Consider the following 21,637-nt stretch of genomic DNA (forward strand, 5'->3'; position numbering starts at 1 on the left):
CGTTCCGTTCGGACGCCTGCTCGTCATCGATGCTCATCGGGGGATGAAATGAAAACGAAGTTCTGGGACCTGGCCGTCAACGCACTGCGCCGAGGGCGACCGTCCGCGGGGGCACCGGGCCGCTCGGCGAGGTGGTCCGCGCGCTGGGCGGGGCGGCTCGGCCGGTCGGATCACGGGATGACCACGTCCGAATACGCGGTGGGAACCATCGCGGCGTGCGCTTTCGCCGCGGTGCTCTACAAGGTGGTGAACAGCGGGCCGGTGCTGTCGGCACTGCAGTCACTGGTCGAGGACGCGCTCGATGCGAAGTTCTGAGATCCGCTCGGGACCCTTCACGGCGACCCGGTACAGCCGACCGCGCCGGCTCCTCTCCCCGGCCGTCGGTCGATTCCGTCGGGCCGCTTCTCGACGTGTTCCCCGGAGCGGGCGGCCGGGTCGGGCCGGGAGTGGAGGCGGCGGCGGGGACCGGGGCGCTGTGACGGCAGAGGCGGCCGTGGTGATCCCGGTGCTGGTCACCTTCGCGCTGGCGCTGCTCTGGGCACTGGTGGCGGCGTCCGACCAGATCCGCTGTGTGGATGCGGCGCGGGCGGGGGCGCGCGCAGCGGCCCGCTCGGAGCCGGAGGCGGCGGTACTGGAGGCGGCCCGTGAGGCCGCACCCCGCGGGGCCCGCGTCGAGGTGGCGCGGGCCGGTGACCTGTGGCGGGTCCGGGTGGAGGCACCGGCTCCGGGTCCGGGGGCGCTGACCCTGATGTTGAGCGCAGAGGCGGCCGTCCTGGCCGAGGACACGGTAGGGAGCGTCGCCACATGAAGGTGAGAGGGCATGGGAGACGGTGTCCGCGCCGACGGCCGGGCGGGGGCCCACGGAGGATGCCGAGGGGGTGGTGCCGGAACCGGGACGCGGTTCAGGGCGTGGGCCGACTGGCGGCCCGACCGACGACGTCGGCGGTGGGCCGGGACACGGGCCGGGTGGAGGCCCTGAGCGCGGGCCGGGACACGGGTCGGGGGGCGGCCTCGGGGGCGGACCGGGGCGTGGCGACGGTGTGGGTCGCTGTCACCGCCACCGCGCTGTGCACCGTGTTCGCCGTCGTGCTCGCGCTGGGGCAAGCCGTGGCTGCCCGTCACCGGGCGGGCGGAGCAGCGGATCTGGCGGCGCTCGCGGCCGCGGACCGGGCGCTGGAGGGTGCGGTGGTCGCCTGCGAGGTGGCCAGGAGGGTGGCCCTGGCACAGGGCGCCGAGCTCGTCCGCTGTGCGGTGAACGGGGAGATCGCCGATGTGACCGCCCGTTCGGGGTTCGGTCCGTATGCACCCGCCGTCAGAGCGCGGGCCGGTCCGCCGGCCCTCCCTCGGGCCTCGAAGGAGGTCGGGGAACCGCTGGCCGAGGACGCGAGTACCCCGGCCGGGGATGCGCAAGCCGTCGAGAAGGGGGATGGCGTGGGCACGCCGGTCCATGGTGGGTGAACGGGGGAGGAGGACAGCAGGGTGTACCCCGCCCGCTTCTGACGGGGGTTCGCCTACGTCGGGCTGCTGGGCGGACCGCCCTCCGGGGCGGTCGCTCCGGCCGGTTCAGGGCCGGAGGGCGCGGACCGGAGGAGTTCGGTGAGCAGGCGTACGGCTCCGCGCTTGTGCAGGGGCTCGTTGCCGTTGCCGCACTTGGGGGACTGGATGCAGGAGGGGCACCCCGCCTCGCACTCGCAGGACGCGATGGCTTCGCGGGTCGCCGTCAGCCACGTACGGGCGGTATGGAAGGCCCGCTCGGCGAATCCGGCTCCGCCGGGATGGCCGTCGTACACGAAGACCGTCGGCAGCAGGGTGTCCGGGTGCAGCGGTACGGAGACGCCGCCGATGTCCCAGCGATCACAGGTGGCGAAGAGGGGGAGCAGGCCGATCGACGCGTGCTCGGCTGCGTGGAGCGCGCCGCCGAGGATCTCCGGATTGATGCGGGCCGCGTCGAGCTGGTCCTCGGTGACGGTCCACCACACGGCACGGGTGCGCAGGGTGCGGGGCGGCAGGTCGAGCTTCGTCTCGCCCAGGACCTCCCCGGTGATCAGTTTCCGGCGAAGGAAGGAGACGACCTGGTTGGTGACCTCGACGGAGCCGTAGCAGAGCCGCCCCTGACCCCAGGGGACCTCGGTGTCGGTCTCCAGGACGGTGATGGACGTGGTGTCGCGGGCGACCGTCGAGTAGGGCGGGTCGGCCTGCTCGACCAGGGCCACGGAGTCCTCCAGGTCCAGTTTGCGGACCAGGTGGGTGCGGCCCTGGTGGAGGTGGACGGCCCCCTCGTGGACGGCCGTGTGGGCGGCGGCCGCGTCGACGGTGCCCAGCAGGCGGCCGGTGCCCTCCTCGACGATCTGGACCGGTCGGCCGCCCCCGCCCCGGATGTCGGCGAGATCGGCGGCACGTTCGCGGCGGGTCCAGTGCCAGCCCGACGGGCGCTTGCGCAGCAGCTTCGTGGCCTCCAGCTGCGGCAGCAGCTCGGGTACCGCCGGCCCGAAGAGCGCGATGTCGGGCTCGGTGAGGGGCAGCTCGGCGGCGGCGGCGCAGAGGTGCGGGGCCAGGACGTAGGGGTTGTCCGGGTCCAGCACGGTCGACTCGACGGGCTGCCGGAACAGCGCCTCGGGGTGGTGTACCAGGTACGTGTCCAGCGGGTCGTCCCGCGCGACGAGGACCGCCAGGGCGCCCTGTCCCGAGCGGCCTGCGCGGCCCGCCTGCTGCCAGAGGGAGGCGCGCGTGCCCGGATAGCCGCAGATGACGACCGAGTCCAGGCCGGAGACGTCGATGCCGAGTTCCAGGGCGGTGGTGGCCGCCAGACCGAGCAACTCGCCGGAGTGCAGTGCCCGTTCCAGGGCCCGGCGCTCCTCGGGGAGGTAGCCCCCGCGATAGGCGGCGACCCGTTGCGGCAGTGAGCGGTCGATCTCCGCGAGGCGTTCCTTGGCGATCATCGAGATGAGTTCCGCGCCGCGCCGGGAGCGGACGAAGGCGACCGAGCGGACGCCCTGGAGGGTCAGGTCGGTGAGGAGGTCGGCGGTCTCGGCCGTCGCGGTACGTCGGACGGGGGCGCCCTTCTCACCGTGCAGATCGGTCAGCGGGGGCTCCCACAGGGCGAAGACCAGCTCGCCGCGCGGGGAGGCGTCGTCGGACACCTCGACGACCGGCAGGCCCGTCAGGCGCCCGGCGGCCACCGCGGGCTCCGCCGCGGTGGCCGAGGCCAGCAGGAAGACCGGGTCGGCCCCGTAGCGGGCGCACAGGCGACGCAGGCGGCGCAGGACCTGGGCGACGTGGGAGCCGAAGACGCCGCGGTAGGTGTGGCACTCGTCGATGACGACGTACCGCAGGGCGCGCAGGAACGAGGCCCAGCGGGAATGGGAGGGCAGGATGCCGCGGTGCAGCATGTCGGGGTTGGTCAGGACGTAGTTCGCGTACTGGCGCACCCACTCGCGTTCCTCCACCGGGGTGTCGCCGTCGTAGACCGCGGGCCTGACGGCGTTGCCGAGCGGGGCGGCGAGCGCCTTCACCGATCGGCGCTGGTCGGCTGCCAGGGCTTTGGTGGGGGCGAGGTAGAGGGCGGTGGCCCCACGACCGTTCGGGGCCTCGGAGCCGTCCAGCAGGGTGCTGAGGACCGGAGCGAGGTACGCGAGTGACTTCCCCGAGGCCGTACCGGTGGCGATCACGACCGACTCGCCGTCCAGCGCATGCTCGGCCGCGGCCGCCTGATGCGCCCAAGGATGGGCGATCCCGGCCTTTTCGATCGCGGAGATCACCTCTGGTCGGATGCGATCCGGCCAGATGGCATGGGTTCCCGATCTCGGGGGCAGGTGCTCCGTATGAGTGATGCGCGCGGCCCGGCCCGCCCCTGTGGCGAGCCGGTCGAGGATCATGGCGGGAGAGGGGCGCGAGTCCCCGCTCTCGGGTGGTCGTCCGGGACGATGATTCTTGGCCATCGGCACCGAGTGTGTCACTGGCGTGACGGACAATGGTCCCAAGGCGTCGTGCATGGCTGCTGGTAAGTGATTGAATGCCATCGCGGCTGGCGATCCGTCCCCTGGCCTCCGTCGGGGAGAGCGAGGGGCGACCGCTCGATAGCAAGGTGCTGGAGGATCCGTGGACCTGTCCCTGTCGACTCGCAATGTGTCCGGCCCTGGTGGCGACCGTACGGTCGTCGAGGTCGGTGGCGAGATTGATGTGTATACCGCGCCCAAGCTGCGCGAGCAGTTGGTCGAGTTGGTGAATGACGGCAGCTACCACCTGGTTGTCGACATGGAAGGCGTCGATTTCCTCGACTCCACCGGCCTCGGCGTGCTCGTGGGCGGCCTGAAGCGTGTCCGGGCCCATGAGGGCTCGCTGCGCCTGGTCTGCAACCAGGAGCGCATTCTCAAGATCTTCCGGATCACGGGCCTGACCAAGGTGTTCCCGATTCACACCACGGTCGACGAGGCTGTCGCCGCCACCGACTGAGGTCGGAGCGGGCCGGCCCGCGGGCCGGTCGGCAGGCAGTGAACGGGCCGGCAGCGGCAGTGCGTGGGCCGTGACGGGCAGGCGGTCGACCTTCGGGTCGGCTGTCGGCTTTGTCGGTTTCCGGAGGAGGAGAGCAGGGGTGCCGGGCGACACGCCCGGGGCCCCTGAGTCGTACGCCCGAGAACGTTTCGAGGGGGATGGCATGGCCACCGTTGAACTCCGTTTCAGCGCCCAGCCTGAACATGTCAGGACGGCCCGCCTGGTGGCGGCCGCCGTGGCGCGCAGGGCCGGCGTGGACGAGGCGGTGCTCGACGAGGTCAGACTCGCCGTCGGCGAGGCGTGCAGCCGCGCGGTCGGGTTGCACCGCAGCCACGGCATCACCGAGCCGGTCAGTGTGGCGTTGACGGAGGAGGAGAAGGTGTTCTCCATCGAGGTCGGGGACAGCGTTCCCGGCCCCGGCGGCAGGCCTGCCGGCTCCGGGGCGCGCAACGGTTCCGGCGCTTCCGGTGCGGGGCCGGTCCGGCCCGAACCCGATGCGGACGGCGAGGGCGAGGACGAGATGGGCCTCGCGGTCATCAGCGGCCTCGTCGACGACATGGAAGTCCGCTCCGGCGCAGGCGGCGGAGTGATCCGCATGAGCTGGCCCACGGCCGACGCCGCGCTACAGGCCTGAGGACGGGGCAAGGGGGCTGACGAGCCCATGGATACGTGGAACCTGCGCTGGCACGTGGAACCTGCGCTGCCACGTGGAACCTGCGCTGTCCTGCTCACCGCCGGCCGCGGCCAGGGATCATTGCCGTAGCCCCGTAGTCGGTTCGGTGCCTTGGGTTGCCGTGCCCGCGAGCCCCGCCCGCAGCCCTGTCCCTGAGCTAGGCCGAGCGAGGTGGCGCGGTCCCAGGGACGGTGCCCGGTGGCCCGGCCCGTGTGTCCGCGCTCTTTCACCCATAGACCGTCCGTCCAGCGGCGTGCCCGCGCGGCCCAGTGGTCTCTGCCCGTGCGGTCTTCTCCCCTCCGTCACCCGGGGAACCCCCGTCGCCCCGGCTTTCGGCGGGGCGGGCGTGCCGGTGAGGCTTCCGGGGCGTCGGTTCGGTTGAGCAGGAGCTCTTCTCCTGAGCCGACACACGTAATACGGCTGCGGCGTTACTGCATTCGAGACGAATCCTTCCGTTGATCTTTCGGCATCGGGGGGAGTGCAATCAATTCTCTTCCCGCCCACTGTTTTGATCGGGTTCCGCTCCCTACAATCCGTCCACGACTTGTGCGCTGAGCGTCAAGGAGGACGTATGGCGGAGTTCCTCATCACCCCCACGGCAGCATTGGCGCGAGAATCCGCTTTTCCCGACCGACCGGCTTCTCTCGCCGCGGTACTCACCGACGGCAACCGGCTGATCGTCATCGCGGTGGCGGTGGTCGCCGTCGCCGCGCTGGTTGTCGCCCAGGTGCTCGTACGCCAGGTGCTGGCGGCCGGTGAGGGCACCGAGCGCATGAAGGAGATCGCCGCGGCGGTCCAGGAGGGTGCGAACGCCTATCTGACCCGACAACTGCGTACCGTCGGCGTCTTCTCCGTCGTCGTGTTCTTCCTGTTGTTCCTGCTGCCGGCCGATACCTGGTCGCAGCGCGTGGGGCGTTCCCTCTTCTTCCTGGTGGGGGCGCTTTTCTCGGCGGCGACCGGATACATCGGAATGCGGCTCGCGGTGCGGAGCAATGTGCGTGTGGCGGCAGCGGCGCGTGAGGCGACCCCGGTGGACGGTGAAGCGGAAAAGGATCTCACCGCGGTATCGCACAAAGCGATGAAGATCGCTTTCCGTACCGGTGGCGTGGTCGGAATGTTCACGGTGGGGCTCGGTCTGCTCGGGGCATCCTGTGTGGTGCTCGTCTACGCCGCCGACGCGCCCAAGGTGCTGGAGGGATTCGGACTGGGCGCGGCGCTCGTCGCCATGTTCATGAGGGTCGGCGGTGGGATCTTCACCAAGGCGGCGGACGTGGGCGCCGACCTGGTGGGCAAGGTGGAGCAGGGCATCCCGGAGGACGACCCGCGCAACGCCGCCACCATCGCCGACAACGTGGGCGACAACGTCGGTGACTGCGCGGGCATGGCCGCCGACCTCTTCGAGTCGTACGCCGTGACGCTCGTCGCGGCGCTCATCCTCGGCACGGCCGCGTTCGGCGATTCCGGCCTCGCCTTCCCGCTGATGGTCCCGGCGATCGGCGTCGTCACCGCGATGATCGGCATCTTCGCGGTCGTCCCGCGCCGCTCCGACCGGGGCGGGATGACGGCGATCAACCGTGGATTCTTCATCTCCGCGGTGGTCTCGCTCGCCCTGGTGGCCGTGGCCGCCTTCAGCTATCTGCCCTCCTCGTACGCCGAGTTGGACGGTGTCACCGACGGGGCGATCACCGGGCACGGCGGCGATCCACGGGTCTTCGCCCTGGTGGCGGTGGCCATCGGCATCGTGCTGGCCGCGCTCATCCAGCAGCTCACCGGCTACTTCACGGAGACCGATCGCCGTCCCGTCCGGGACATCGGGAAGTCCTCGCTCACCGGTCCGGCCACCGTGGTGCTCGCGGGCATCTCCATCGGTCTGGAGTCGGCGGTCTACACCGCGCTGCTGATCGGCCTCGGCGTCTACGGGGCGTTCCTGCTGGGCGGTACGTCGATCATGCTGGCACTCTTCGCGGTCGCCCTCGCCGGTACGGGGCTGCTGACCACGGTGGGCGTCATCGTGGCCATGGACACCTTCGGGCCGGTCTCCGACAACGCCCAGGGCATCGCGGAGATGTCCGGGGACGTCACCGGGGCCGGTGCCCAGGTCCTCACCGACCTGGACGCGGTCGGCAACACGACCAAGGCCATCACCAAGGGCATCGCCATCGCCACCGCCGTCCTGGCCGCGGCGGCGCTGTTCGGCTCCTACCGCGACGCCATCGCCACGGCCGTCGCGGAGGTGGGGGCCGGAGCCGGCGAGCTGGGACTGAGCCTGGACATCTCGCAGCCCAACAACCTCGTCGGCCTGATCCTGGGCGCGGCGGTCGTCTTCCTCTTCTCCGGGCTGGCCATCAACGCGGTGTCCCGGTCCGCCGGGTCCGTGGTCCACGAGGTCCGACGGCAGTTCCGCGAACACTCCGGCATCATGGACTACTCGGAGAAGCCGGAGTACGGACGTGTCGTGGACATCTGCACGCGGGACGCCCTGCGCGAACTGGCCACGCCCGGCCTCCTCGCGGTGCTGGCGCCGATCGCGGTCGGCTTCACCCTCGGCGTCGGCGCGCTCGGCTCGTACCTCGCCGGTGCGATCGGCACCGGCACGCTGATGGCGGTGTTCCTCGCCAACGCCGGCGGCGCCTGGGACAACGCCAAGAAGCTCGTGGAGGACGGCCACCACGGCGGCAAGGGGAGCGAGGCCCATGCCGCGACCGTCATCGGCGACACGGTCGGCGACCCGTTCAAGGACACGGCGGGCCCGGCGATCAACCCGCTCCTCAAGGTGATGAACCTGGTCGCCCTCCTCATCGCCCCGGCGATCGTGCAGTTCAGTTACGGCGCGGACGCGAACCCCTGGGTGCGGGCGCTGGTGGCCGTCGTCGCCATCGGGGTCATCGTCGGCGCGGTCTACGTCTCCAAACGGCGGGGCATCGCCGTGGGTGACGACGACGCGTCGGGCGACGGTCCGCCGGCTTCCGCGTCGCCTCCCGCGGCAGCCCTCTGAGGCGTACGTACATCCGTATCGGCACGCGTCCGTACAGAGGAGGAGATGGGCCCGTTCCGGCGTGACGGCCGGTCAAGGCAGTGATGGGCGGCGCGTGCTGACGCGCCGTCCACGCGTCGTTCTCGGGCCGTCACCCTGCTCCGCTCCCCAGCTGTCCCTCGGTGGCCGTCTTCTTCCTCCGTTCGATGGAGTGACCGGGCGGGTGTGCGGATTTCTGTATGAGTGGCATCCCCCTCATTTCGCTTGGTTCAAATGGCTTCAAAAGGGTGCACATCGGTTGACCGGCGCCCGGCTGTCGGACCCTCGGCGTGTAAGTTCCGGGCCGAGAGCCTTGGAAGGGACCAAACCGGTGAACAAGAAGCTTGCAGCCGCGCTGTCCGGCGGTGCGGTACTCGTGCTGACGCTGTCGGGTTGCGGCGGCGACGACAGCGACGACAAGGTCAACGACTGGGCCAAGAAGTTCTGTGCCCAGGCCCAGCCGCAACTCCAGAAGATCGACAAGGCCAACGCCTCCATCGGGCAGAAGACCCAGGACAACGACCCGCCCGCCGAGGTCCAGAAGACCGACTCGGTCGCCTTCCAGCAGATGTCCGACGCATACAAGGCGCTGGGCACGGCGGTGGGCGAGGTCGGCCCGCCGCCGGTCGACGACGGCGAGAGCACGCAGAAGGCGGCGATGAAGGAGCTCAACGCCTCCTCCAAGGAGTACGCCGCCCTCAAGACCAAGGTCGACGCGGTCGACATCAAGGACCAGCACAAGTTCTCCGACGGGCTGAAGACCATCGCCAACGAGTTGGAGAGGATCAGCGCCGGCGGCAATCAGGCGATGAAGAAGCTGGAGTCCGGCAAGGTCGGTTCCGCGATGTCGAAGCAGAAGGGCTGCCAGAAGCAGCCTGCCTCGACCGGACCTTCCGGTTCCGGTGCGACCGGCGGCGACGCGCCCGCGGAAGGCTCGGCTTCCGACGGCAAGGACGCCAGGACCGAGGACTCCTCGGACAAGGACGCGGTGGAGAAGAACTCCTCCGACAAGGGATCCTCCGAGAAGAAGGACTGAGCGGCGTTCTCACGGCCCGGACACCCGGTGGGGGTCCGGGCCGCTGCCGTTGTCGGTGGGAGCGGACACAATGGGTGGGTGAGTAAGAGCAGCCTTCCCGCATCCGACCACGCCTCCGACCTCCGTGAGGCCCTGCTCGCCGCGGACTTCACCGCCGACGGGCTCCTCGACCGGCTCGGCGCGCCCGCCTACGCCGCGCTGGCCCGCAGCGAGACCGTCCCCGCGTCGCGGGCCACCCGCGGCGACAGCCCGCTCGACACGCTGGTGCGGCTGTTCCTCCTGCAACACCCCGTCGCCGAGGAGCGGGCCCGTGCGGTCCTGCCCCTGGACGCGTGCGTCGAGGACGGCTGGGTGACCCGCGAGGGCGGTGCGGACGGGGAGGTCCGCGCCCGCGTCGATGTACGGCCGTACGGGGGGCCGGACGGCGAGGACTGGTTCATCGTGTCCGACCTCGGCTGCGCGGTCGGCGGCGCGGGCGGGAGCGGCTCCCGCGAGGAGGGCGTCGTCCTCGGTGTCGGCGGGGCCTCCACCACCCTCGCCGGGATCACCGTGCGTACGCCCGTCGCCTCGGCGCTCGACCTGGGCACGGGCTCCGGCATCCAGGCGCTGCACGCCGCGCAGCACGCCACGCGGGTCACCGCCACCGACCTGAACCCCCGCGCGCTGGAGTTCACCCGGCTCACCCTCGCCCTGTCCGGCGCCGCCCCCGCCGATCTGCGGGAGGGGTCCCTCTTCGAGCCGGTGGGCTCCGAGACGTTCGACCTGATCGTTTCCAATCCCCCCTTCGTCATCTCGCCCGGCGCCCGCCTCACCTACCGGGACGGCGGCATGGGCGGCGACGACCTGTGCCGGACGCTGGTGCAGCAGGCGGGCGACCATCTGAACGACGGGGGATACGCCCAGTTCCTCGCCAACTGGCAGCACGTGGAGGGCGAGGAGTGGCAGGACCGGCTGCGCTCCTGGGTGCCGTACGGCTGCGACGCCTGGATCGTCCAGCGCGAGGTCCAGGACGTCACGCAGTACGCCGAGCTGTGGCTGCGGGACAGCGGTGACCACCGCAGCGACCCCGCCGAGTACGGCGAGCGGTACGAGGCGTGGCTCGACGAGTTCGAGGCGCGGGGCACCACGGCCGTCGGATTCGGCTGGATCACCCTGCGCAAATCCGCCGCGGCGGCGGCCGGCGCCCCCTCGATCGTCGTCGAGGAGTGGCCGCACGCGGTGCGGCAGCCGCTCGGACAGGCCGTCCAGGAGCACTTCGCCCGCCAGGACTTCCTCCGCGACCAGGACGACGCGGCGCTGCTCGCCGGGCACTTCGTCCTCGCCACCGAGGTCGTGCAGGAGCAGGTCGGGCTGCCGGGCGCGGAGGACCCCGAGCACGTGGTGCTCCGCCAGCACCGCGGCATGATGCGGGCGACCAAGGTCGACGCGGTGGCCGCCGGGTTCGCGGGGGTGTGCGACGGCTCGCTTCCCGCCGGGCGCATCCTCGACGCCATCGCGCAGCTGATGGCCGAGGATCCGGTGCTCCTGCGCGACCGCACCCCGCAGGCGATCCGGCTGCTGGTGGAAGAGGGCTTCCTGGAGCCGGCGCCGGGCGTGGTGACGCGGGGCGAGTAGGCCGCTGCCGCCCGGGGACTCCGGCGCGCTGCCTTCCAGGGCCCCGGCGCGCTCCGGGGCCCTGGAACCCGGCCCTGGAACCCCCGCCCTGGAACTCCTGCCCCGGAGCCTCGAAGCCCCCGACCTCCGCCCGCGTTTGGGTCTCGGTCCAGCCCCCGTGACCTCAGCCCGGGCCTCGGCCGAGGCCCCGGTCCCGGCCCGCGAATGTGTCGTGTCCCGTACCGCGGGCTGCCCCGCTCCTGGCGGGTGTGCGCCGGGCGTACGCTCCGGGCGCGCCGGGGCTCGTACCGGCGGGTAGGGGGCCGGGTCCGGGTGGTCTCCGGGGTCGGGCCGACCGGGTCGGCGCGGCAGCGCGACGGATTCCGGTACCGGTGCGCCTCGGCCCCCGCCCGAGGCGCGATCGTCCGCGCGGCCAGCGCCTTCCCGTCCGGTGCCGTTCACGGCGCACCCGTCTCCGCGTATTCCGCTCGACCGGTTCCCGCAGGCCGTTCGGCCGAGGGGGCGCGTACTCCGGTCAGAGGGCGCGCTCATCCCCCGTCCCGTCCCGGCGGATGCGGCCGATGGGGTTCCGCCGGGTGGCGGGGGAGTGCTGTTCACTCCGGGTTCGTGTGGGCGACGCCGTGGGGTGGCAGCCTCCTTCCCGTGCCGGACCGGCCGGGCCCGCCCCGGCGGTTCGCCACAAGGGTTTACGCGCCGGGCCGCACGGCAGGCCACACGACGGGTCAGGGGTACGACATGGAGAGCGTCTCAGCAGTCTTCGCCGGTACGACCCTGTCGCTGTTCGGCGCCGCCCTCCTGGTCTGGACAGGGGCGCGAGCCCTGCACCGCGCGCCGGTGGCACACGGTGTGAGCCCCGTCGCCTCCACCGCACTCACCACGCTCTTCGGCGTAGTTTTCCTCGGCCTCGGCGTGTGGGTCCTCACGCTCGTCTGACCCCCTGCCCGGTGGCGTGAACCCCCGGACGACCGGCCGCTCGGCGGGCGGCCCGCCGAGCGGCCGATGGAGAGCCCGACCGGCTCCGAGGCCCCGGCCAGGGCCCGGAGCGCCACGGTCCGGGCGGTCCGGGCGGCAGGAATGGCGGAAGTCGGGTTACCGTTCGAGTGGCCGTTGCGGGCTTTTGCCGTTTGACACGGGGGCGGGTTGTACCGTCACACTCCGCAGCGACAGCACCTCGGCGGCGTCATGACGCCGCCCGGATGCCCATCGAGTGTCGACCGGAGAGAAGAGCGAAGTTGTCCCCGACCAGCGAGACCGCACAGGGCGGCCGCCGACTCGTCATCGTCGAGTCGCCTGCCAAGGCGAAGACGATCAAGGGCTATCTCGGCCCCGGATACGTCGTCGAGGCGAGCGTCGGGCACATCCGCGACCTCCCGAACGGCGCGGCCGAGGTCCCGGACGAGTACACCGGCGAGGTACGCCGCCTCGGGGTGGACGTCGAACACGACTTCCAGCCCATCTACGTCGTCAACGCCGACAAGAAGGCCCAGGTCAGGAAGCTCAAGCAGCTGCTGGCCGAGTCCGACGAACTCTTCCTCGCCACCGATGAGGACCGCGAGGGCGAAGCCATCGCGTGGCACCTCCAGGAAGTGCTCAAGCCCAAGGTCCCGGTCCACCGGATGGTCTTCCACGAGATCACCAAGGACGCGATCCGGGCTGCCGTCGCCAACCCGCGCGAGCTCAACCAGCGCATGGTCGACGCCCAGGAGACCCGCCGCATCCTCGACCGTCTCTACGGCTACGAGGTCTCGCCGGTCCTGTGGAAGAAGGTCATGCCGAAGCTCTCGGCGGGCCGCGTCCAGTCCGTCGCCACCCGGCTCGTCGTCGAGCGGGAGCGCGAGCGCATCGCGTTCCGCTCCGCCGAGTACTGGGACCTGACCGGAAAGTTCGCCACCGGCCGCACCGGTGACGCCTCCGACCCCTCGACCCTGACCGCCCGCCTCAGCGCGGTCGACGGCCGCCGGATCGCCCAGGGCCGCGACTTCGGGGCAGACGGGCAGCTCAAGGCCGGTTCCGCCCAGACCCTCCACCTGGACGAGACGAACGCCCGTGCGCTCGCCGCCGCGCTCGCCGACTCCACCTTCGCGGTCCGGTCCGTCGAGTCGAAGCCGTACCGTCGCTCGCCGTACGCCCCCTTCCGGACGACCACCCTCCAGCAGGAGGCGAGCCGCAAGCTGGGCTTCGGGGCCAAGGCGACCATGCAGGTGGCGCAGAAGCTGTACGAGAACGGCTTCATCACCTATATGCGTACGGACTCCACGACCCTCTCCGACACCGCGGTCTCCGCGGCCCGTGCCCAGGTCACGCAGCTGTACGGGGCGGGCTACCTCCCCGACAAGCCGCGCACGTACGCCGGGAAGGTCAAGAACGCGCAGGAGGCGCACGAGGCGATCCGCCCCTCCGGCGACCGCTTCCGCACCCCCGCCGAGACCGGGCTCACCGGCGACCAGTTCCGGCTCTACGAGCTCATCTGGAAGCGGACCGTCGCCTCCCAGATGAAGGACGCGGTCGGCAACTCCGTCACCGTCAAGATCGGCGGCCGGGCGAGCGACGGGCGCGACGCCGAGTTCTCCGCGTCCGGCAAGACGATCACCTTCCACGGCTTCATGAAGGCGTACGTCGAGGGCGCCGACGACCCGAACGCCGAGCTGGACGACCGCGAGCGCCGGCTGCCGCAGGTGGCCGAGGGCGACGCGCTCTCCGCCGAGGAGATCACGGTCGACGGCCACGCCACCAAGCCCCCGGCCCGCTACACCGAGGCCTCGCTGGTCAAGGAGCTGGAGGAGCGCGAGATCGGCCGCCCCTCCACGTACGCCTCGATCATCGGGACCATCCTGGACCGCGGGTACGTCTTCAAGAAGGGCACGGCGCTCGTCCCGTCCTTCCTGTCGTTCGCCGTGGTCAACCTCCTGGAGAAGCACTTCGGCCGGCTCGTCGACTACGACTTCACCGCCCGCATGGAGGACGATCTCGACCGCATCGCGCGGGGCGAGGCCAGGTCCGTGCCGTGGCTCAAGCGCTTCTACTTCGGAGCGAGCGCTTCCGGTGACGACGCGGCCGGCGCCGGTTCCGCCTCCGACGCGGGCAACGGCGACGGCGACCACCTCGGCGGCCTGAAGGAACTGGTCACCGACCTCGGTGCGATCGACGCGCGGGAGATCTCCTCCTTCCCCGTCGGCAACGACATCAAGCTCCGCGTCGGCCGCTACGGCCCGTACATCGAGCGGGGCGAGAAGGACGCCGAGGGCCATCAGCGGGCCGACGTGCCCGAGGACCTGGCCCCCGACGAGCTGACCGTCGAGCTGGCCGAGGAGCTGCTGGCGAAGCCCAGCGGCGACTTCGAGCTGGGCGCCGACCCGGTCAGCGGCAACCAGATCATCGCCAAGGACGGGCGCTACGGCCCGTACGTCACCGAGGTGCTGCCCGAGGGGACGCCGAAGACCGGCAAGAACGCGGTGAAGCCGCGGACCGCCTCCCTCTTCAAGTCCATGTCCCTGGACACGGTCACCCTCGCCGACGCGCTCAAGCTGATGTCGCTGCCGCGCGTCGTCGGCACGGACGCCGAGGGCGTCGAGATCACCGCGCAGAACGGCCGCTACGGCCCGTACCTCAAGAAGGGCACCGACTCCCGGTCGCTGACCTCCGAGGAGCAGCTCTTCGACATCACCCTCGAAGAGGCGCTGGCGATCTACGCCCAGCCCAAGCAGCGCGGCCGGGCCGCGGCCAAGCCGCCGCTGAAGGAGCTGGGCACCGACCCCGTCAGCGGCGCGCCGGTCGTGGTGAAGGACGGCCGCTTCGGCCCGTACGTCACCGACGGCGAGACCAACGCGACCCTGCGGACCGGCGACAGCGTCGAGGAGATCACGCCGGAGCGCGGTTACGAGCTGCTCGCCGAGAAGCGTGCCAAGGGACCGGCCAAGAAGACGGCCAAGAAGGCCCCCGCGAAGAAGGCGACGGCCAAGAAGACGGCCGCGAAGAAGACGACGGCCGCCAAGAAGACCGCGGCGAAGAAGACGACGACGGCCAAGAAGGCGACCGCCACCAAGACGGCCGCCAAGAAGACGACGGCGGCGGCGAAGAAGACGGCCTCGGCCTCCTCCACGCCGACCGACGACTGACCTCCGTATCTCCGCAACACCCGCGCCGCCCGTATCGCGCCCCGCCCGGCACCTCGATCCCCGTGATCCCGGTGCCGGGCGGCGGTGCGTCAGGGGGCTCAGGGGGGGGCTCAACGGGGTGCCGGGCGGGTGTGTCAAGGGGGGTGGCGAGGGCATGGCCGGAAGCTGCCCACGTCCATATGTTCGGACGGGCCGACAGTCACCGCGCCGCTCCCGATAGGCTGGGCGGATGACGCGAGCCGAGCAGCCAACGGTCGTGAGCCCCACCTCCGACACACTTGCCGCAGACTCACGCGAGCGCGCCGTACGGGCCCTGTTGCGCATCCCTCCGCTGAAGCGGTTGTGGAGCGCCCAGCTCGTCGGCGGTATCGGCGATGCACTCGCCCTTCTCGTGCTGGTGCTGCTGTCGCTGCAAGCGGCGGTCCTTGAGGGCTCATTCGGCACCGGATACCGCGGGGCGGCCTTCGCCGTCGCCGCCGTCTTCGGTGCCCGGATCCTTTCCACCCTGTTCTTCGGAGCCGTACTCCTGGGGCCGTTGACGTCCCTCACGGGGCCCGGCGGAAAGCTGGACCGACGATGGCTGATGATCGGGGTGGACGGGCTGCGCCTGGCGCTGCTGGTCGTCGCCCCGCTGTGGATCGACTGGACGCCCGACAAGGCGCTCATGATGGTCCTCATCACCGTCTTCGTGACGGGCGCCGGTGAGCGCCTGTGGGCCGTGGCCAAGGAGAGCGCCGCCCCGGCGCTGCTGCCGGGCCCGCCCCCGGAAGGCGCGGCCGTACGCCCCCTGCCCGACCACCTCGACGCCCTGCGCCGCCTCTCACTGCGGACGAACTTCCTCTCCGTGCCCGCCGCCGCGGCCGTCCTGCTGGTCGCCACACTGATCGGCAACCTCCTCGGCTCCGGCCTGGAGTGGTTCTCCTTCCACCAGGCGGCCCTGGGGTCCTACGTCGCGGCGGGCCTCTTCTCCGCCTCCATCTCCGTCCTGTACTTCATCGAGTTCCCGGCCGACCGGACGCCCCGGCCGCGTTCCCCGCTGGAGGGTCTGCGCCGGCCCGCCACCGGCAACGGCCCCGACAAGGGCCGCACCGGCGCGGTCCCGCTGCTGGTCGCGGTCTGCGCCGCCGTCGCCGGTGCCGTCGCGGCGGCCGCCGCCGTCTCCGTCCTGCACGCCTACGACCTGGGCGGCGGGCCCGCCACGTTCGCGCTGCTGATCCTCGGACTGACCGGCGGCACCGCCCTCGGCATCCGTACCGCCCGCCAGGTGCTGCCGGCCCTGTCGCGCCGCCGCCTGCTGGCGCTGGCCGTCACCGCCACCGGGCTCGCGCTCCTCGCGCTCGGCCTGGTTCCGGACACCGCGACCGGACTGGCCATCGCCCTCCTCGCGGGGTACTCCGCCGGGGTCGCCGCGAACACCGGGCACACCCTGATCGACCAGGAGACCGAGGCGTTCCGGCAGGCCCGGACCACCGAGCACCTCCAGGCGGTCGTCCGGGTGTTCGTCGCCCTCGGTGCGGTCGCCGGCCCCCTGCTGGCCGCCGCGATAGGACGCCACCGCCTGGTCGCCGGGGACTTCGTCTTCGCCCACGGCGGGGCTGCCTTCACCCTGATACTGCTCGGCGCGCTGCTGCTGCCCGTCGCCGCGCTCGTCCTCGCCAAGACGGACGACCGGGCGGGCGTGCCGCTGCGCCGGGACCTGCGTGAGGCGCTGCGCGGCGGCGACCCGGCGGTCGCGCCCGCCGCCACCGGCTTCTTCCTCGCCCTGGAGGGCGGCGACGGAGCGGGCAAGTCCACCCAGGTCGAGGCGCTCGCCGACTGGATCCGGTCCAAGGGCCACGAGGTCGTCGTGACCCGCGAGCCCGGAGCCACCCCGATCGGCAAGCGGCTGCGGTCGATCCTGCTCGACGTGTCCTCCGCCGGTCTCTCCAACCGCGCCGAGGCCCTGCTGTACGCCGCCGACCGCGCCGAGCACGTCGACTCCGTCGTCCGCCCGGCGCTGGAACGCGGCGCGATCGTCATCTCCGACCGCTACATCGACTCGTCCGTCGCCTACCAGGGCGCGGGCCGGGACCTGGCCCCGACCGAGATCGCCCGGATCTCGCGGTGGGCGACGAGCGGCCTCGTACCGCATCTGACGGTGCTGCTGGACGTCGACCCGGCGACCGCGCGGGAGCGGTTCACGGAGGCGCCGGACCGGCTGGAGTCGGAGCCTGCGGAGTTCCACGAGCGGGTGCGCTCCGGGTTCCTGACCCTGGCCGCCGCCGACCCGACCCGTTATCTGGTGGTGGACGCCGGCCAGGAGCCGGAGTCGATCACCACGGTCGTACGCCACCGGCTCGACCAGCTCCTTCCGCTCTCCGAGGCCGAGATCGAGGCCATCGAGGAGGCCCGCCGCAAGGCCGAGGAGGAGGCGCGGCGCAAGGCCGAGGAAGAGGCCGCCCGCAAGGCCGAGGAGGAGCGCCTGGAGAAGGAGCGCCAGGAGCAGCTCGCCCGGCTGCGCGCCGAGGAGGAGGAGCGCAAGCAGCGCGAGCTGGAGGAGGCCCGCCGCCGCGAGGCCGAACGCCAGGCGGAGGAGGCCCGGCAGCGCGCCGAGGAGGCCCGCCGCCGCGCCGAGGAGGACCGGCGCCGGCTGGAGGCCGAGGAGGCGGCCCGCGAGGCCGAGCAGGAGCGGCTGCGGCAGCGGGCCGAGGAGGAGGCGCGGCTCCGCAAGGAGGCCGAGGCCGAGCGGCTGGCGAAGCAGCGGAAGGCCGAAGAGGTCCTGCTGCGCGCCGAGGAGGCCCGCCGCCGCGCCGAGGAGGAGGCGGCGGCCCGTACGGAGGCGGCACGGGCCGAGGCGGAGCGGGCGTCCCGTAGGGAGACGCCCTCGCGTTCGTCCTCGCACTCGGAGGGGGCGTCGGTTCCGGAGAACGAGCTGACGGTCCCCACGCCGATCGTGAACCCGAACGAGATCACGCAGCCGGTCCCGACGGCCCGCCCGGAGGAGGACGGCGCCGGGGGACCCGGTACGGGTACGGGATCCGGTACGGGTACGGGGGGCCGTTCCGGTTCCGCGGGCTCGGGTTCCGGTTCCGGTTCCGGTTCCGGTTCCGGTTCGGGTTCGGGTGCCGCCGGGTCGGGCTCGGGTTCCCGTTCGGGTGCCGGGCTCGGGGACGACGAGACGGCGATGCTGCCGCGCGTCCCGGATCCGGGACGGACGGACCCGTGGCCGCCGGCGCGGGAGGCGCGTGACGCGGATGAGACGGCCGTGCTGCCGCCGGTACGCGACGACCGCCCCTCCGACCGGGTGCCTCAGGGCTACTTCCGTGACGAGGGCCCTGCGGCCTCGCCCGCGGAGAGCGAGAGCGAGCGCACCCGCGAGCTGCCGCAGATCGAGGACCCGAACGCCCCGGCCCCCGACCGGCAGCAGTCCCGTCGCAAGCGTCCCCGCCCGGACTGGGCGGAGGAGACCCCGCTCGACGATCTGCCGACCCTGGCGGACGAGCTCCTCGGCGGTCATGACGACGACGGCCACGAGGGCCGGGGACGCCGCCCGCGCGGCTGACCCGCTCCCGCGGTGACCGGCCGGCCCGTCCGTCCCTCCGGGGCGGGCGGGCCGGAGTTGTCAGTGGCGTCGTCCACAATGGAATCCGCAGGGGCGTCGGAGGGGGAGCGGCACGGCCGGCGCCCACCGCCGCAGGCTTTCGCACGACACCACCGGAAGGGCGGTGACCCATGACCGTATGGGACGACCTGGTCGGACAGGACCGAGTGCAGGAACAGCTCGCCGCTGCCGCCAAGGACGCCGATGCGCTGGTCACCGCCGTGTCCGAAGGCGAGCCGCTGGACCAGGGCTCGAAGATGACCCACGCGTGGCTGTTCACCGGGCCGCCCGGTTCCGGCCGGTCCACGGCGGCGCGCGCCTTCGCCGCCGCGCTCCAGTGCACGAGCCCGGACCGGGCGCTGGGCGGCGCGCCCGGCTGCGGCTTCTGCGACGGCTGCCACACCAGCCTGATCGGTACGCACGCCGACGTCGAGGTGATCCGTACGGACCTGCTCTCCATCGGCGTGAAGGAGACCCGCGACCTGGTCCGCCGCGCCCAGCTCTCCCCGGCGGTCGGGCGGTGGCAGATCATCGTCCTGGAGGACGCCGACCGCCTCACCGAGGGTGCGGGCAACGTCCTGCTGAAGGCCGTCGAGGAGCCCGCGCCGCGCACGGTCTGGATGCTGTGCGCCCCCTCGCTCGAAGACGTCCTGCCCACGATCCGTTCCCGCTGCCGGCACCTGACCCTGAGCACCCCGCCGGTGGAGGCCGTGGCCGACGTCCTGATCCGCCGCGACGGCATCGACCCGGAGCGGGCGCACGCGGCGGCGCGCGCCACGCAGGGCCACATCGGGCGGGCCCGACGCCTCGCCACGGACGAGCGGGCGCGGGCCCGACGGGCCGCCGTGCTGAAGGTCCCGCTGCGCGTGGCCGATGTCGGGGGCTGCCTCAAGGCGGCCCAGGAGCTGATCGACACGTCCACCGAGGATGCCAAGCAGCTGGCGGAGGAGGTCGACGTCAAGGAGACCGAGGACCTCAAGGCGGCGCTCGGCGGCGTGGCGGGCGGCCGGATGCCGCGGGGTACGGCGGGGGCGATGAAGGAGCTGGAGGACAAGCAGAAGCGCCGCAAGACGCGTACGCAGCGCGACAGCCTGGACCTGGCGCTGACCGAGCTGACCGGGTTCTACCGCGATGTGCTGGCGCTCCAGCTCGGCTCGAAGCTGGCGATCGCCAACACCGACGTACAGGACTCCCTCGACCGGGTCGCGGAGTCCTCCACGCCCGCGCAGACCCTCCGCAGGATCGAGTCGGTGATCGCCTGCCGGGAGGCGATGGACCGCAATGTGGCGCCGCTGCTGGCGGTGGAGGCGATGACGATGGCGCTGCGGGCGGGCTGAATCGGCGCGCGCCGGGGCGGGGGCGTGGGCCGGCGGCGGGGGGCGAGGCACAGAGTCGGGGAAGGGGCCGCCGGGCACGCGGCCGTGTGCTGTCGTTCGGGGTACGGTCCGGATGGGGCCGCGCGGCTGCCCGGTAGGGCCCTGTAGCTCCCGGCGGGTGCCCTGTTCACCCGAATGAGCAGGGAATCGGACGACTCGTCACCTGCCGGATACGCTCCCGGCATGGAAACCAGGCGCCTGCTCCGCACCTTCGCCCTCGGGATCGGCACGGCCGGCCTTCTCGTCTCCGGCTGCAGCGGCGGTGGCTCGTCGCCGAACGCATCGGCCGCCGGCACCGCGGCCCCCGAAGGGCTGTCGTCGTATTACACGCAGAAGCTGAGCTGGCGCGACTGCGGCGTGGAGGGGTTCGAGTGCACGACGATGAAGGCGCCGAAGGACTACGACAAGCCGGACGACGGCGACATCGACCTCGCGGTCTCCCGTAAGAAGGCCACCGGCCCCGGCAAGCGGATCGGCTCGCTCCTGGTGAACCCGGGCGGCCCCGGCGGCTCCGCGATCGGCTATCTCCAGGGGTACGCGGCCCTCGGCTACCCGGCCCCGGTGCGGGCCCGTTACGACATGGTGGCCATCGACCCGCGCGGCGTGGCCCGCAGCGAGCCCGTCGAATGCCTCACGGGCAAGGAGATGGACGCCTACACCCAGGTCGACCAGACCCCGGACGACGAGGCGGAGGTCCGGAAGCTGACGGCCGCGTTCAAGAAGTTCGCAGCGGGGTGCGAGAAGCGGAGCGGGAAGATCCTCCCGTACGTCTCCACCGTCGACACGGCCCGCGACATGGACGTCCTGCGGGCTCTCCTCGGTGACGAGAAGCTGAACTACGTCGGAGCGTCGTACGGCACCTTCCTCGGCGCCACGTACGCGGATCTCTACCCGAAGCGGGCCGGGCGACTCGTCCTGGACGGGGCGATGGACCCGTCCCTCAAGGCCATCGACATGAACCGCGACCAGACGGCGGGCTTCGAGGGAGCCTTCCAGTCGTTCGCCGCCGACTGCGTGAAGCAGCCGGACTGCCCGCTCGGCACCACGTCCACCGAGGACGCTGCCGCCGCCCTGAAGCGGCTCTTCACGGACCTGGACGCGAACCCGGTCCCGACCGGCGACGACCGCGAGCTGGGCGAGGCGCTGGCCACCACCGGGGTGATCGCCGCCATGTACGACGAGGCGGCCTGGCCGCAGCTCCGCGAGGCGCTGGCGGGCGCGCAGCGCAGTGACGGCTCCGGCCTGCTGTCCCTGGCCGACAGCTACTACGAGCGCGAGCCGGACGGGAAGTACGCGAACCTGATGTTCGCCAACGCCGCCGTGAACTGCCTCGACCTGCCGCCCGCCTTCGACGGCCCCGACGCGGTGGAGAAGGCGGTCCCGGACTTCGAGAAGGCGTCCCCGGTCTTCGGGCGCGGCTTCGCCTGGGCCTCCCTGAACTGCGCGTACTGGCCCACCGAGGCCACCGGCACCCCGCATCCCACCAAGGCGCGGGGCACCGCCCCGATCCTCGTCGTCGGCACCACCCGCGACCCGGCCACCCCGTACACGTGGTCCGAGTCCCTCGCCGGCCAGCTCTCCTCCGGCACCCTGCTCACCTACGAGGGCGACGGCCACACCGCGTACGGCCGAGGCAGCGACTGCGTCGACACGGCGGTCAACACGTACCTCCTGGAGGGCACCCCGCCCCGGGACGGCAAGAAGTGCACCTGACCCCTGCGGCCCCGCCCGGCCCACCT

The 21,637-nt window shown here is 72.3% G+C and carries 14 protein-coding genes; 13 read left to right on the forward strand and 1 reads right to left on the reverse strand.

Going from position 1 to position 21,637, the window contains the following annotated elements:
* The first annotated feature begins 48 nt into the window (after positions 1 to 48).
* From QFZ71_RS16195 to QFZ71_RS16205, 3 genes are all read left to right on the forward strand, one after another.
* Positions 49 to 315: a DUF4244 domain-containing protein gene (locus QFZ71_RS16195; protein WP_307668924.1), complete on the forward strand. Its 267-nt coding sequence runs from the start codon at positions 49 to 51 to the stop codon at positions 313 to 315.
* Positions 316 to 475: 160 nt separating this feature from the next.
* Positions 476 to 808, forward strand: a complete 333-nt coding sequence (locus QFZ71_RS16200) for a TadE family type IV pilus minor pilin (protein ID WP_307668925.1) — start codon at positions 476 to 478, stop codon at positions 806 to 808.
* A 137-nt stretch (positions 809 to 945) separates the two neighbouring features.
* Entirely contained in the window at positions 946 to 1,458 is a 513-nt protein-coding gene (locus QFZ71_RS16205; protein WP_373465123.1) for an Rv3654c family TadE-like protein, read from the forward strand.
* Between the two features lie 53 nt (positions 1,459 to 1,511).
* Here QFZ71_RS16205 and QFZ71_RS16210 read toward each other — a convergent pair whose 3' ends face one another.
* Positions 1,512 to 4,019: a DEAD/DEAH box helicase gene (locus QFZ71_RS16210; protein ID WP_307668926.1), complete on the reverse strand. Its 2,508-nt coding sequence runs from the start codon at positions 4,017 to 4,019 to the stop codon at positions 1,512 to 1,514.
* Between the two features lie 79 nt (positions 4,020 to 4,098).
* On the opposite strand from QFZ71_RS16210, the gene QFZ71_RS16215 reads away from it, so the two are divergent.
* The 10 genes from QFZ71_RS16215 to QFZ71_RS16260 all read left to right on the forward strand — a co-directional run bounded on the left by QFZ71_RS16215 (position 4,099) and on the right by QFZ71_RS16260 (position 21,611).
* Complete coding sequence (locus QFZ71_RS16215; protein ID WP_003967428.1) at positions 4,099 to 4,452, forward strand: STAS domain-containing protein; 354 nt, start codon at positions 4,099 to 4,101, stop codon at positions 4,450 to 4,452.
* Positions 4,453 to 4,654: 202 nt separating this feature from the next.
* On the forward strand, positions 4,655 to 5,125 hold the full coding sequence (locus QFZ71_RS16220; protein ID WP_307668927.1) for an ATP-binding protein: 471 nt from the start codon (positions 4,655 to 4,657) through the stop codon (positions 5,123 to 5,125).
* Positions 5,126 to 5,735: 610 nt separating this feature from the next.
* Positions 5,736 to 8,159: a sodium-translocating pyrophosphatase gene (locus QFZ71_RS16225; protein WP_307668928.1), complete on the forward strand. Its 2,424-nt coding sequence runs from the start codon at positions 5,736 to 5,738 to the stop codon at positions 8,157 to 8,159.
* Positions 8,160 to 8,508: 349 nt separating this feature from the next.
* Complete coding sequence (locus QFZ71_RS16230) at positions 8,509 to 9,213, forward strand: small secreted protein (protein WP_307668929.1); 705 nt, start codon at positions 8,509 to 8,511, stop codon at positions 9,211 to 9,213.
* A 78-nt stretch (positions 9,214 to 9,291) separates the two neighbouring features.
* Entirely contained in the window at positions 9,292 to 10,827 is a 1,536-nt protein-coding gene (locus QFZ71_RS16235) for a class I SAM-dependent methyltransferase (RefSeq protein WP_307668930.1), read from the forward strand.
* 735 nt (positions 10,828 to 11,562) lie between these two features.
* Positions 11,563 to 11,760, forward strand: a complete 198-nt coding sequence (locus tag QFZ71_RS16240; protein WP_307668931.1) for a hypothetical protein — start codon at positions 11,563 to 11,565, stop codon at positions 11,758 to 11,760.
* A 299-nt stretch (positions 11,761 to 12,059) separates the two neighbouring features.
* Positions 12,060 to 14,942, forward strand: a complete 2,883-nt coding sequence (topA, locus tag QFZ71_RS16245; RefSeq protein ID WP_307668932.1) for a type I DNA topoisomerase — start codon at positions 12,060 to 12,062, stop codon at positions 14,940 to 14,942.
* A gap of 229 nt (positions 14,943 to 15,171) precedes the next feature.
* Entirely contained in the window at positions 15,172 to 18,483 is a 3,312-nt protein-coding gene (gene tmk, locus QFZ71_RS16250) for a dTMP kinase (protein WP_307668933.1), read from the forward strand.
* A gap of 170 nt (positions 18,484 to 18,653) precedes the next feature.
* A complete protein-coding gene (locus QFZ71_RS16255; protein ID WP_307668934.1) occupies positions 18,654 to 19,859 on the forward strand; it encodes a DNA polymerase III subunit delta' in 1,206 nt (401 codons plus the stop codon).
* A 222-nt stretch (positions 19,860 to 20,081) separates the two neighbouring features.
* Positions 20,082 to 21,611 (forward strand): alpha/beta hydrolase, encoded by a 1,530-nt coding sequence (locus tag QFZ71_RS16260; RefSeq protein WP_307668935.1) that lies wholly within the window; start codon positions 20,082 to 20,084, stop codon positions 21,609 to 21,611.
* The last annotated feature ends 26 nt before the right edge of the window (positions 21,612 to 21,637 follow it).

Origin of the sequence: Streptomyces sp. V2I9, from assembly GCF_030817475.1 — a bacterium.
Lineage (GTDB): Bacteria > Actinomycetota > Actinomycetes > Streptomycetales > Streptomycetaceae > Streptomyces.

Bases quoted from the DNA above. Each gene is read 5' to 3' on its own strand.
- tmk (WP_307668933.1), top strand. From the start codon at position 15,172: ATGACGCGAGCCGAGCAGCCAACGGTCGTGAGCCCCACCTCCGACACA.
- QFZ71_RS16195 (WP_307668924.1), top strand. From the start codon at position 49: ATGAAAACGAAGTTCTGGGACCTGGCCGTCAACGCACTGCGCCGAGGG.
- QFZ71_RS16220 (WP_307668927.1), top strand. From the start codon at position 4,655: ATGGCCACCGTTGAACTCCGTTTCAGCGCCCAGCCTGAACATGTCAGG.
- QFZ71_RS16240 (WP_307668931.1), top strand. From the start codon at position 11,563: ATGGAGAGCGTCTCAGCAGTCTTCGCCGGTACGACCCTGTCGCTGTTC.
- QFZ71_RS16210 (WP_307668926.1), bottom strand. From the start codon at position 4,019: ATGGCATTCAATCACTTACCAGCAGCCATGCACGACGCCTTGGGACCA.
- QFZ71_RS16225 (WP_307668928.1), top strand. From the start codon at position 5,736: ATGGCGGAGTTCCTCATCACCCCCACGGCAGCATTGGCGCGAGAATCC.
- QFZ71_RS16255 (WP_307668934.1), top strand. From the start codon at position 18,654: ATGACCGTATGGGACGACCTGGTCGGACAGGACCGAGTGCAGGAACAG.
- QFZ71_RS16260 (WP_307668935.1), top strand. From the start codon at position 20,082: ATGGAAACCAGGCGCCTGCTCCGCACCTTCGCCCTCGGGATCGGCACG.